Source organism: Magnetococcales bacterium, from assembly GCA_015231175.1.
Lineage (GTDB): Bacteria > Pseudomonadota > Magnetococcia > Magnetococcales > DC0425bin3 > HA3dbin3.
The window spans coordinates 91,446-103,702 of the sequence record JADGBZ010000002.1; the positions used below are offsets into that span (position 1 = coordinate 91,446).

Below are 12,257 nucleotides of genomic sequence, written 5' to 3' on the forward strand. Positions count from 1 at the left end.
TTTTAACTTTCCAGGCTTTCGGGTTTTTGACCTGGTGGCTTGCCCGTTCACCCCGCAACTCGTTTTCCTGCACATTGCGGAGAGCGGGTTCTAAACTGGTTGCTTGCCCCATGGGAGAATTGCATCAAAAATTGGTCAAGATGGTCGACAGGGTGCCTGCTTTTCCCAAAAGCGTTCACCGTGTCCTGCAATTGACATCGGATCTGAACTACAGCCATAAAGAACTGATTCGGACCATCAATCACGACCCGGTCATGACATTGAAAATCCTGAAATTGGTCAACTCGGCCTACTTCGGTTTTTCCGGTCAGGTTGCCTCGATCAATCAAGCCGTGGTCTCCTTGGGCATGAATACCGTCAAAAATTTGGCAATCAGTGTGGCGACCCGAGGCATGCTTCCGCAACTGGGCCATGGCGGGTTGCATACCAGCCAGTATTTGCTCCACTCGGTAGGTGTGGGTACCGTGGCCAAGCTTTTGGCACAAAAGCTGGGTGAGCCAAATCAGGAATGGACGGATTATTTTGTGGCTGGTTTGTTGCACGATTTTGGCAAGGTTTTGTTCTCCCAGTTCATGCCTGGCGAGTTTCAGGAAGCGTTGGAGACTGCCAAACTCCAGAGGGTTCCTTTGCATCAGGCCGAAAAAAAGGTGATTGGGGCTGACCACACGGAAATTGGTTCCCTGTTGGGAGAAAAGTGGCAATTGCCTCCCAGGTTGGTCGCCGCTGTTCGTTGCCACCACGATTCCCATGCTACGGCGCCGGACTCTCGCATGCTTCATTGTGTCCAGGCCGCCAACTATATCGTCAGACTGAGGAGGCTTGGGGATGCAGGCGACCCTTGCCTGGAGCCGGTTTCTCCATCCGTCGTGCAGCGTTTTGGCATGGAAATGGATGCGTTGGCGCAATCTTTGAGCACCCTGGAAGCGGAGATGGAAAAGGCACAGGTTTTTATTCGTTTGTAGATCGATTTGGAGGGTGGCCTTGAAAATTCGTTTTTGGGGTGTACGCGGTTCCATTGCTTGTCCCGGTCCCCATACTGTCAAGTATGGGGGCAATACCTCCTGCATCGAGATTCGCAACGACGAGAATGATCTGATCATCCTGGACGCCGGAACGGGCATTTTTCCCCTTTCGCACACCTTGTTCAAAGAGCTTCCGCTGACCTGTCATATTTTTATCACCCATACCCATTGGGATCACATCCAGGGGTTGCCATTTTTTATACCGACATTCATTCCCGGCAATACGATTTGCCTGCATGGGGCCTTCGATCCTGTGGGCAATGGCGACCTGCGTGAGGTGTTGTCACGACAGATGGAGTATTGTTACTTTCCCGTCCGGGAAGCCGAACTCCAGGCCAGTATGCACTACATCACGTTGCGCGAACGTCAAACTGTCCAGGTGGGGTCGGCCAGAGTGACCAACATTTTCATGAATCATCCGGTGCTCAATTTTGGCTACCGTATCGAGAGCCGTGGCAAGTCGGTCTTCTTTACCGGCGACCATGAGCCGATGACCAACGTCTACGATGCCGGGGAAGATGGCTTCCACGAGTACCAGTTGCACATGGACCAAAAGCAGAGTGCCATCGTTGAATTCATGCGTGGCGTGGATGTCCTGATTGCCGACACCTGTTACACCCCCGAGGAGTACAAGAGCAAAAAAGGGTGGGGACACGGTACGTTCGACAGCAACATCGCTCTGGCGCGTGCGGCGGGCGCCAAGCATCTGTTCTTCACCCATCATGAGCCAACCCGGTCGGATGCCGCCTTGGAAAAGGTTTTTCAGGAGGCCATGGAGAGACATTCTCACCAACCCGGCGATCCCGTGTGTCACCTGGCCCAGGAAGGGTTGGTGTTTGAGGTGTGAGCGTCCAAGCCCCTGTCAGGGAGCCGACCGCATGGATTCCGGTTTATTGTCGGGTGCGGGTGCCATGGTCGCCTTGGATTCAGGGTGACTTGAGAATATGGACAGGGGTGATGACGGCATGAGCCGGTAGTAGGCATGGACCAGATATTCGCGTGCAATACTCTGAAAAATCTGAAATCTTTGTGTGAAATGCAGGGGCGACAGCTCCACGGGATAGGCATGCGTGACAGCACCGGTAACGCCCATGCTGTTTAAAAACCAGCGGATGCGCGCCGAGTGGTAGGCCGATGAGACGTAGATGGCGTTGTTGAAATTGAACGCATGCCCCAGTTTGGCGACCATGGCGTGCAGGTCATCGTAGGTGTTGGTCGTATCGGCCTCAGCCACCACGTCGGAGGGTGGGACACCCCATAGGATGGCCACTTTCCGCATCCCTTCGGCGATGCCGATGTAGGGCTTCTCCGGGTGCGGCAACCGGGTTCCCCCCAGACAAATGATTTTGCGCACCCACCCCGACCGGTAAAGCTCCAGGCCGCGTTGCATGCGCAACAAGGTGTCATAATCCAGGACGGTTTCGTTGACCCAACCGGATGCGAAGACGACCGCGACCTCGGCCTGCCGCAGTGGTTCATCGACAATGAGCGGTTTGGCGAGAAACTCGGTCAATGGTGTCAAAAAAATCAGCAGGAAGAGAAGATTCCCAGAGAGGCTGACCAGCAACCAGGGTGCGGGTTTGTGGGGCAAATGGACGCTCCGGAGGCAGATGGGTCAGGGTCGGGTGGGGTGTCAATTGATGGTCCTGGCGGAAAATCCCTTCTTGCTTAACATGTTGGCAAGACGCAGCGCCAATCTTTCTGCACGTTGTCCCACAAAATTGGTCAAGGCATCCGCCAAGGAAAGACGTAAACCCGAGGGAACCCCCAACAGAGGCGGCGATCCCAATACGATGCAATGTTCACACAACGGCAACACATGTCGATATGTCCCGTTCAACATGGACTCTCTCAACGCCACCATTTTTGCACCGTTCCAAATATCGATAAAAGTTTCTTCTAAAATATTGCCAAGGATATAATCATGGTTGACATCATAGATGCAGGGCAGGACATCGCCATTCCATGCCACGACCGCCGTACTCCAAAGACGTGAACAGGGTGGATAAAGTTGCTGGTTTTTACGGAATGAGAACTGGTTTGTTTCCTTGAACACAGGCCCCCAGGTTGCCACCTCCCGCAGGCGCACCTCATCGATCAGGCCTTTGAACTGGGATAAAAATGTCTCTTGATCCGCTGCTGTGGACCCTTCTGGATCCAGCATCAGCATGGAAAGCACCGTATAGGGTCTGGTGCTGGCACGTTCTTTTTTCTGGCGCAAAAACTCAAGAATATGACCAAGTGTCCGCTCGAAATTGGCTCCCACGCGCGCCTTTTCATACTGTGTTTTGTTGAAACCATCGAAGGCAAAACTGATACTGGTCAGACCGGAATCCAGGAGTTGTCGTCCCCGTTCGGCGTTGAGCAGCGTGGCGTTGGTGTTCAAGAGGACTTTCAACCCATGTGCGCCTGCGTGGCGAACCATGGCAAAAAAATCTTTGTGGACGAGGGATTCTCCGCCCACAGCCAAAGTGACGGATGAGGCAAACGGACTGATCTGACGAATGATCTCTTCAAAAAGGGAAAGAGACATGCACCCCTTGGCAAACGCAACTTGACCTGTACCATTCGGACACATGATGCAATGCAGATTGCAATGGTTGGTCGGTTCGATCCAAAAATAGGTTGGCAGAGAGTCAGGTTTGGTGTTGCCGGACCGGCAATGCCGCAACCCGCGAAGATTGTCGGCAACAATACGCCATTTTTTCATAGATCTGCCCAATCATGTCGGAAACAAGGCACGGCACAGGCGCGGGGTACCCCCCAAACAACAAGGGAAGCGGACACGGAGCATGCGATAATTATCCTGGAAGTTCAAGAGATGGTTTGCCAGAATCACAGATCCGGTTAGCAGGGAAGGTTGGCTTCCGAACCAGAGAGGCGCACATGCCCCCGTATGCCGATTCCTCTTGACGGGGCAAGGTGGCGTGGCGTTTTCAGACAGACTCCGAGGTACATCACACCATGCGGGTACTGGTTTTTGGCGGCAACGGTTTCATCGGGGCCAACCTGGTCCAATGGCTGGCCAGGGATCCCAAAGAAAAAGTTCGTCTCTTTCATCGTCCAGGCGCCTTTTTGGGTCATCTGGATGGCCTTGATATTGAGCGGGTTGCCGGGGAGTTGACCAACGAGGCGCAGCTTGTGGCGGCCATGACCGGGTGCGATCTGGTCTTCAACCTGGCGGGGTGTGGTTCCAACGCCAGGGAACATATCCGCCAAAGAGTGGAGGTCAATGTCGAGGCTGCCGCCCGTGTGGCCAGGGTGGTGCGTCAGGCGGGTCTCCGACTGGTGCATGTCAGTTCCATTGCTGCCATCGGTCGCCCCGCCCGGGGCCAGATCGCCGATGAGTCCATGGCCTTCAACATGGAGTCGGACCACTACGCCCTGACCAAGCATCAAGGTGAAACGGCGGTGTTGCAGGAACACGCACGCGGCCTGGATGTGGTCGTCGCCTCGCCCGGCAATGTCGTGGGCGGGTTTGCGATGAAGGCTGGACAAAAGAGTAATTTCAAGGCTATAGCATCCGGGCGCATGCTGTTCTATCCTCCTGGAGGGGTCTGCCTGACCGATATCGACGATCTTGTCCAGGGGCTTTGGCTGTGTGGGGAGAGAGGCAAGTCCGGCAGACGTTACATCCTGGGTGGGGAGAATGTCACCTTCCGGGAATATTTTCGTGAAATCGCCTTGGCCACACGGGGAAAGATTCCATCCATCCGCCTGCCGGCAACGCTGTTACCCATGCTGGGATGGGGAGTGGAGACTGCTTTCAATGTTCTGGGTCGCAACCCGCCCCTGACCTATGAAGCTGCCGACCTCATCGCCCGTTTCCTTTACTACTCTTCGCGTCGTGCTCAGGAAGAGCTTGGCTATGCTATTGGTGATTGGCGTCAGGCCGTCGCCAAGGCGGCGCAAGCGGTCTCCTGATTTGTTTTTCCCCTGATCGGATACATGCTCCATGTGGAAAGCCTACCCCAGGGTCTGGGTGGACCTGAAGACCATTGAAATTATCGCAGCGCTTTTGCGGCTTTTGTGGCCGTCCCGGGCGGCTGGGCGTGCGTTGGTTCCCGGATTCGAGCAATCTTTTGCCCATTTTTTAGGTGTACAAAACGCCGTGGCATTTCCTAACTGCCGCAGCGCCCTTTTTCATGCTCTCAAGGCATTGGAACTGGAACCCGGTGATGAAGTGATCCTGCCCGCCTTCACCTTTTGGGTGGATCCCGCCGTAGTCTTGTTGGCCGGTCTCAAACCCGTGTTCGTCGATGTCGACTTTGCCACTGCCAATTTGGATATGGCCCGGGTCGAGGCAGCCATCACTCCCAGGTCACGGGTCATCATGCCGGTCCATCTGAACGGCCTGCCGGTGGAGATGCTGCAACTCCAAGCCATCGCAGAAAAACATGACTTGCGTGTCATCGAGGATTGTGCCCGGGCTTGTGGCGCCACCTACGGCCATGACAGGGTCGGTACTCTGGACATCGGCGCCTTCAGTTTTGGCTATGGCAAATCTTTTTATGGCTTTGGCGGCGGCATGGTCACCAGCAACGATGCCGGCTTCATGGAGCGTGTGCGCTCCCTCCAGAAGCCGTTTCACACCATTCCCACCCGGGAGATGGTGCTGGCCGTCCTGAAGGGATCCTTGTTAAAATTTCTCAACACCCCCACGCTGCACAAATGGACCCTGTTTCCGCTGGTCAAACGCTTCGTTTTGGAGAACGATCCCCTGTTGGATGGCTGGTTTCGCGTTAAAAAACCCCACTACACCGAGGTTCCACACCTGTTTCGGCGCCACATGTTCAATATTCAGGCGGCCATGGGGTTTCGTCAGATCAAAACGATTGATCAATCCAATCGGAAGCGTCATGATATCCTGCGTCTGTTCAGACAGGAACTGGCGGGAGTGGCGGGATTGCAACTGCCGCCCGATCCGGTGGATAGAGATCACGTTTGCGTCCATTTTGCGGTTTGGAGTGAACAGTGTCAGGAGTTGCAACGTTTTTTGTTGCACCACGGGATCGATGCCCAGGACGAATCCGCCCAGGATGTCACTCAAATGGAGCGGTTTATCCCTTACGCCGCTGGACCCTATCCCCATGCCGCCCAATTGAACAGTCGCGTGTGCTACCTGCCGGCCCATCCATGCCTGAACGAAAAGGATGTTCGTTATATTGCTGGGATGGTCAAACTTTTTTTTGCAGAAAACAAAAATCGCGCACACTGAATTCGGTCAAACATGCCTTTTTACAAAAATATAGCCCTGTTTCCGGTATTCATCAGGAAAGTTCTTCATATTCCGGAACGATTGCCGAGATTTGTCCAGATTTCGTTGACCAATGCATGTAATCTTTCGTGTCGCATGTGTATCCGCAACTATATTGATGTGGAACGTCGTCACATGACGTGGGAGGATTTTACGCTTATCGTGGATAAGCTCAAGGGTGCCGAACAAATTTCTCTGGCTGGAATGGGGGAATCCTTGTTGCATCCGCGTTTTTTTGACGCGGTTGCCTATTGCAAGGAGCGGGGATTCAAGGTGCAACTGACTACGAATGCACTCATGCTACGAAAACCCGGCACTATTGCACGTCTCCTCGCTTCCGGCGTGGATACGCTCTCTTTTTCTGTGGAAAGCATTCAGGGTTACCAGGAGTCGGGCCACGACAACCAGGAGGGGGTGCAAGCCATTGAGCAACTGTTGGACATGCGCCACCAACAAGGACGCACGACACCCAAGGTAGTTCTGCAACCCATCCTGTTCAAGGAGAAAATCCAGGACATCTATGCCATGATCCCATGGGGACACGAAAAAGGGGTGGATCGATTCAATATTGTCCGTGTGGATCAGAGGTTTGTCAAAGATTTGGAGCGACCTTCGGTGGAAGAGGAGAGAGTCGTCTTCAAGGAGTTGGCCAAACTGCGCAAGCGTTACGGTATGCGTATCGATTGTCTCCAGGATCAGGTTTTTGATGGTTTGGCCGGTTGGCTGTATCGACATTTGAAGAGATGGCTGCGTTTGGATGCGTGGTGTTACCGCTTTCAGGATTTTATCTACGTCAACGTTAATGGCCAAGTTCACCCCTGCTGTCTCGACGCAGAACAGGTGGTCGGCAACCTTCTCACCGAGGATTTGGACGCCATCTGGCATGGAGAAAAGTTTACCTACCTGCGCGCCAATCAAGAAAGGTTTGCCTACTGTCGCGGTTGCGATTTCCTCCGGCTGAAACAGGTTCCACAGTGACCAGGAAACTGCTTCTCATCAACCCGCGCAAAGGATGGCGTCCCCCTCTAGGGCTGTTGTATATCGCCGCCTATGCACGCCAAGCTGGGTATCAGGTCAAGATTCTGGAGTTGATCGACGAGGAGTTTTTTCCCGGGAAAAATACCGAATTATGGCGGGAATTGTGGGCTTTCGCGCCGGATGTGATCGGTCTGGGGGTGATCAGCTGGAACCGCCGGGTGGCGCTTGATATCATCCGCCGCCTCCGTGTGAGATGGCCGGAGAAGATCGTCATTTGTGGGGGCAAAGATCCCAATTTCAAGCCGGAGATCTACCTGACCCACGGTGTTAACCACGTTGTTTTCGGCGAGGGGGAGGAGACTACGGTAGAGCTTCTTGATCACCTGTTCCGCTCCGATGGCAACCCCAGGTCGGTTCCCGGTATTGGCTACCTGGACAACGGCGAGGTGGTGCGTACTCAGACACGTCCAGTCATGCATCTGGATGGTTTGCCTTATCCAGCCTTCGACTTGGTGGACTACCAACACTACTGCGATATCCGTCTGGGAGGCATACCGGGTCATTTCATCAAGACCGGCTTTATGATGGCCAGCCGGGGTTGCCCTTACACCTGCCGCTTTTGTACCGACCCCATCCGCAGCCGCTACCGCGAGCGACCCGTTGACGACATCATCGCCGAGATCAAATGGCAGATGCACCACTGGAAAATTGATGGCATGGTCTTTCTGGACGACCTTTTTTACTATCGGGATCAGCGGGTCAACACGTTTTGTCAACGCATCCTTGCCGAGGGCATCAAGCTCAAATTCTACGCCCAGGCCCGGGCAGATCGGGTCGGCAGTCCTGAGACTTTGGAGCTCATGAAGCGGGCCGGCTTCATCCAGATTGCCCTGGGTGTGGAGTCGGGTTCCCAACGCATGCTGGACATTATGGAAAAACAAACCCAACTGGCCACCATGAAGGAAGCCGTGCGCAAGGTGGAGGATGCTGGTATCCATGCCTATATTTTTCTGATAGTTGGCTTTCCCGAGGAGAGTCGGGAGGATCTGGATGCCACGGCGCGATTTTTGGAGGAGATCAAACCAACCTTCGTGACTGTCAACTACTTCATGCCGATGCCCGGCACAAAATATTTCCATGCGGAAGACAAGGATGCTCTGGAAGAATTGAGTTTTTCCCTAACGGAGAACCAGCGGACTTTCAGATCTCCCGTGCCCCATGCCGAGATCATACGGTATCGAAATATTTTTCTGGGCATGGCGCGACGCAATGCCAACTTCAATTTGTTGCGTTATCCTGCCTTTTATCTTTGGGCTTTTGAATTATTGATATTCAAACCAGTTGTCTTGTTGCGTGGTCTCCTAAAGCAAAAGACCCAAGCCACCTATACCAGTTACTTGGATGCCTTGCGTACAGCTATGATTAATAATAGAATTTACGGATCCTAGCCAAGAGAGTTATGAATGCAAATACATGAAATAGATGTCAATCCAGATTTAACGATGGAAATCGATAACATTCTTAATAATTTAAAAAGAAGTGGTTGTGTATACCATTCCCATGACGACATTTTTAGAGATCGATCAGGTTGGCTCGTGTTTCAAAAACATGAAATGGACTTTTGGAGGAGTAAAACGCATAATTCAGATTATCAACCTGACCCACTAAAAAATTTTATAAATTTTTTTAAGCACTGGGGGGTCGAAAATGACGTGTTTTCTGGAAAAACTGTTTTAGAAATTGGAACAGGCCCGTTTGGTTTTTTTTCAGCCGTAAAAAAATTGGGAGATAGTTATCTTCCTGTTCATTTATTTATGCTTGATCCGTTAATGGATTTTTATCAACAGCTTCGTATTTTTGATCTTATGCCGGCAAACGCCATAAAAATTCAAGGTGTTGGTGAAAAAACACCGTTTCCCAATCATTTTTTTGATATTATTGTGACAACAAACACACTTGACCATGTCGATGTTCCCGATAAATTTATTTTTGAAATGTCAAGAATATTAAAAAAAGATGGAATGATTCTTTTGTCGGTCCATACTGTTCATCCGTTGTTGAAAAAAGCTCATAAAGCCATAAAAATTTTCGACAAAAATCATCCCTATCATTTTACGCCGCTTCAGGTTGAGGAAATTTTTGTGAAAAATGGTTTTTGTATAGACAAAAAACTATGTATTCCAATTTATAAGGAGGATCCGGTTCCTCAAGATATTTCGATATGGAGACAGATTATTTTTCACATGGCTTTCCGTGTCATGGATACATTTTATGCTCGGGTTATTTCCAATAAGGAGTTTTAGCTTGATTGCCTTTTTTAACAGAGTGTCTCAGAATATATACACCGTAACATTTGTGATTGGCCTTGTTGTTCTTTGTGTTATTATTTATTGGTCAGGGATGGCGTATCGCGATTTTTCAAATTCTGTTTTTTCTATATCTAAATACAGTTTTTTTAATGTTGTTTTATCGACGTGCCTTTTTACATGGGTTTCTGCTGTAAAGTGGCGTATTGTTTTAGAGTATTTATCTCCCAGCATAATCGCACAAAAGGGGTATTATTTTTTTTATAGTGTTCTAGGCACCTTTTTTAATATGTATATTCCCTATATTGGAAATGTTGCCTTAAAAACAAAATCATTAAAGAAAAACTTCGGCACTCCTAATTCAGTATCTGTTTTATCAATATATTATGAGCAATTATTTGATTTGCTCGTTCTTGTTGTTTTAATACCACCATCACTATTGCTGTTTTTTAACATAACTTCTCCATCCTTCTCTGTTGTGTTATCTTTGATAATGTTTCTGGTTCTTATCTACTTTGTCAGCATAAATAGAAAGTTATTTTATAGTATCGCGTATTTTTTGATTGATAAAATTATAAAATTTCTCATTATGATCCCCTTTTTTAACAAAAAAACACGCAGCACAGATATCTTGAGGGAACACAAAAGCCTTGCTACGCATGTAAGTGTGCAGTTAATCGTATTGTCAGTTTTTAAATATGCACTGGTTGCTCTTCGTAATTATATCATATTATTTTCAATAAATGGTGATGTTTCGTATGTTTACGTGTTTTTTGGTATCTCTATCATACAATCTATTGTTTTGATCTCATTTATGCCGGGAAATGCTGGTATATCGGATGCCGGGTGGTTGGTATTTTTGCTTTTTATTGGGTTTAGCAAGACGGAATGCGGCATATTTATGCTTTTAGAAAAGTTAATAAGCACGACATCTTATATTATTCTTATAGCGTTATCATTTTTATATTATTATGTTACTCCGAAAATTTATAAAAAATTTTGTAGAATGTAACTTGTTAATAGTAAAAATACACAATAACTAACGGAAAAACTAAGAAAAAAGGGGGGTGTATGCCAAACAGAGACTCTAAATGGCCGGTTTTCGAAAAGCGTGCTCAATTAAAGCTGGCTTTTATATACAAGCTTTCTGTTAAGGAGCCTCTTGGGATTGCATATCTATCTTCGTACATAAAAACCCATATTTCAAACGTAATGATAAAATTTTTTGATCCAAAGGTAGATAATCTTGATGCAATAAAAAGTTTTTCTCCAAATATAATTTTATACAGCTGTATGTCAGGCCAAGTTCGAGAAAATGTGTTTAGAAATCTTTATCTTAAAAAAGTATTATCTCCATTTATGTCTGTTTTTGGTGGGCCGCATCCAACGTATTTTCCAGAAATGATAGAGGAAGATGGCGTCGATATTATTTGCCGAGGTGAGGGTGAAAGATCATTAGGAAATTTAATAAACGCTATTCAGAATGGAATTGACATTTATGACATAAAAGGTCTCTGGATAAAAAATGGCGGGGTAATTTATAAGAATGAAATTGATGTGCTGATAGAAAACTTGGACGATATTCCATTTCCTGACCGAAATCTTTTTTATGAAAAGTCACCTATATTTAGAGGTAGTATCGCTAAGTCTGTTTTTACTGCGAGAGGGTGTCCTTTTAGATGTACATACTGTTATAATAGTTCATTAAACATGCTTGTGAAGGGTAAAGGGAAGAGTCCAAGGTTTCGCTCACCATCTTCTGTAGTTAAAGAGGTGACTCAGTTGAAGAATCAATATCCATTGCCATACATCTTGTTCGGGGATGATGTTTTTGCGGGGGTTAATATCGAGTGGTTGGGAGAGTTCGCAGATCTCTACAGCAGCTTAAATATTCCGTATAATATAAGCATCCGGGCCGAGTTTGTTAAGCCAGAGATCGTAAAATATTTAAAAAAAAGCGGCTGTGCTTCAGCAACGTTGGCCATAGAACATGGAGATTATGCTTATAGAAAAAAATATCTGGACCGTCATATGTCTAACGAAAGGTTGGTAGAATCTGTGTATTTGCTTGAATCAGCGGGGATACGTGTTGCCACCCCTACAATGATTGGTCTGCCACATACTTCATTCGATGATGATATAAAAACCTTGGAGTTAGTCTGTAAGGCCAAGCCAACCTTTGCTGGAACAACAATATTTCAACCATATCCAGGTCTTCCGCTAACTGAGTTGTGTTTAAATAAAAAATTAATTGGAGAATCGTTTGCCAACCAATTGAATACTGATTGTTATCAACCTGCACACATAAAAGGAATTGACTATTCGAGGGTGTCAAAGTTGCGTAGAATTTTTGGTATCCTTAGAGTGGCAGGCTATCGATATCCCGATGCTCTAAAAACGTTATATAAAATTATTCCTGATAATTTCTTTATATACCATCTCAACAATTTTATTAATTATATATTCTTCTATAGATATTATGACTACAAAAGAGGGGTGCTGTCTAAAGCGAAGGAAGTATTTGTTGGTTTGGATACTGGTGCCTTTGGCGTTCATCTGAAGTGGCTTGGTCGTTCAGAAAAATTTTAGAGAAAATTTTAGCTCCATCTTTGTTTGTGACTTTCAGCACCCGGCAACGAATCGGGGTCCAGCAACTGTCTTGACTGTCAAGCAGTTTCTGCCAGGGGGGGTGTC

At 48.2% G+C, this 12,257-nt stretch carries 11 protein-coding genes; 9 read left to right on the top strand and 2 right to left on the bottom strand.

The features are described from left to right. Positions 1-110: 110 nt before the first annotated feature. Together HQL63_00945 and HQL63_00950 are read left to right on the top strand one after the other, a co-directional pair. The gene (locus HQL63_00945; GenBank protein MBF0175405.1) at positions 111-962 is read left to right on the top strand and encodes an HDOD domain-containing protein; all 852 of its coding nucleotides are present in this window, start codon (positions 111-113) and stop codon (positions 960-962) included. 19 nt (positions 963-981) lie between these two features. Beyond that, positions 982-1,869: an MBL fold metallo-hydrolase gene (locus HQL63_00950; protein ID MBF0175406.1), complete on the top strand. Its 888-nt coding sequence runs from the start codon at positions 982-984 to the stop codon at positions 1,867-1,869. Positions 1,870-1,884: 15 nt separating this feature from the next. Here HQL63_00950 and HQL63_00955 read toward each other — a convergent pair whose 3' ends face one another. Together HQL63_00955 and HQL63_00960 are read right to left on the bottom strand one after the other, a co-directional pair. Next, a complete protein-coding gene (locus tag HQL63_00955; GenBank protein ID MBF0175407.1) occupies positions 1,885-2,613 on the bottom strand; it encodes a YdcF family protein in 729 nt (242 codons plus the stop codon). Positions 2,614-2,655: 42 nt separating this feature from the next. Next, the gene (locus HQL63_00960) at positions 2,656-3,732 is read right to left on the bottom strand and encodes an SPASM domain-containing protein (protein MBF0175408.1); all 1,077 of its coding nucleotides are present in this window, start codon (positions 3,730-3,732) and stop codon (positions 2,656-2,658) included. Positions 3,733-3,986: 254 nt separating this feature from the next. On the opposite strand from HQL63_00960, the gene HQL63_00965 reads away from it, so the two are divergent. From HQL63_00965 to HQL63_00995, 7 genes are read left to right on the top strand one after another with little or no spacing between them, the layout of a single operon-like run. Continuing rightward, the gene (locus tag HQL63_00965; protein ID MBF0175409.1) at positions 3,987-4,946 is read left to right on the top strand and encodes an NAD-dependent epimerase/dehydratase family protein; all 960 of its coding nucleotides are present in this window, start codon (positions 3,987-3,989) and stop codon (positions 4,944-4,946) included. A gap of 31 nt (positions 4,947-4,977) precedes the next feature. Beyond that, positions 4,978-6,240 carry an aminotransferase class I/II-fold pyridoxal phosphate-dependent enzyme gene (locus HQL63_00970; protein MBF0175410.1) on the top strand — a complete coding sequence of 421 codons (1,263 nt, stop codon included), beginning with the start codon at positions 4,978-4,980 and terminating at the stop codon, positions 6,238-6,240. Between the two features lie 12 nt (positions 6,241-6,252). Then, positions 6,253-7,257, top strand: a complete 1,005-nt coding sequence (locus HQL63_00975) for a radical SAM protein (GenBank protein ID MBF0175411.1) — start codon at positions 6,253-6,255, stop codon at positions 7,255-7,257. Continuing rightward, positions 7,254-8,705, top strand: a complete 1,452-nt coding sequence (locus HQL63_00980; protein ID MBF0175412.1) for a B12-binding domain-containing radical SAM protein — start codon at positions 7,254-7,256, stop codon at positions 8,703-8,705. The genes HQL63_00975 and HQL63_00980 overlap by 4 nt, the downstream gene beginning before the upstream one ends. Before the next feature lie 15 nt (positions 8,706-8,720). Then, positions 8,721-9,560: a class I SAM-dependent methyltransferase gene (locus HQL63_00985; protein ID MBF0175413.1), complete on the top strand. Its 840-nt coding sequence runs from the start codon at positions 8,721-8,723 to the stop codon at positions 9,558-9,560. Between the two features lies 1 nt (position 9,561). Continuing rightward, positions 9,562-10,575: a flippase-like domain-containing protein gene (locus HQL63_00990; protein MBF0175414.1), complete on the top strand. Its 1,014-nt coding sequence runs from the start codon at positions 9,562-9,564 to the stop codon at positions 10,573-10,575. 59 nt (positions 10,576-10,634) lie between these two features. Beyond that, positions 10,635-12,152 (top strand): B12-binding domain-containing radical SAM protein, encoded by a 1,518-nt coding sequence (locus tag HQL63_00995; protein ID MBF0175415.1) that lies wholly within the window; start codon positions 10,635-10,637, stop codon positions 12,150-12,152. The last annotated feature ends 105 nt before the right edge of the window (positions 12,153-12,257 follow it).

What these genes read in the sequence shown, in the direction of transcription:
- HQL63_00945 (MBF0175405.1), top strand. Translation starts at nt 111, where the DNA reads ATGGGAGAATTGCATCAAAAATTGGTCAAGATGGTCGACAGGGTGCCT.
- HQL63_00960 (MBF0175408.1), bottom strand. Translation starts at nt 3,732, where the DNA reads ATGAAAAAATGGCGTATTGTTGCCGACAATCTTCGCGGGTTGCGGCAT.
- HQL63_00975 (MBF0175411.1), top strand. Translation starts at nt 6,253, where the DNA reads ATGCCTTTTTACAAAAATATAGCCCTGTTTCCGGTATTCATCAGGAAA.
- HQL63_00995 (MBF0175415.1), top strand. Translation starts at nt 10,635, where the DNA reads ATGCCAAACAGAGACTCTAAATGGCCGGTTTTCGAAAAGCGTGCTCAA.
- HQL63_00985 (MBF0175413.1), top strand. Translation starts at nt 8,721, where the DNA reads ATGCAAATACATGAAATAGATGTCAATCCAGATTTAACGATGGAAATC.
- HQL63_00965 (MBF0175409.1), top strand. Translation starts at nt 3,987, where the DNA reads ATGCGGGTACTGGTTTTTGGCGGCAACGGTTTCATCGGGGCCAACCTG.
- HQL63_00970 (MBF0175410.1), top strand. Translation starts at nt 4,978, where the DNA reads ATGTGGAAAGCCTACCCCAGGGTCTGGGTGGACCTGAAGACCATTGAA.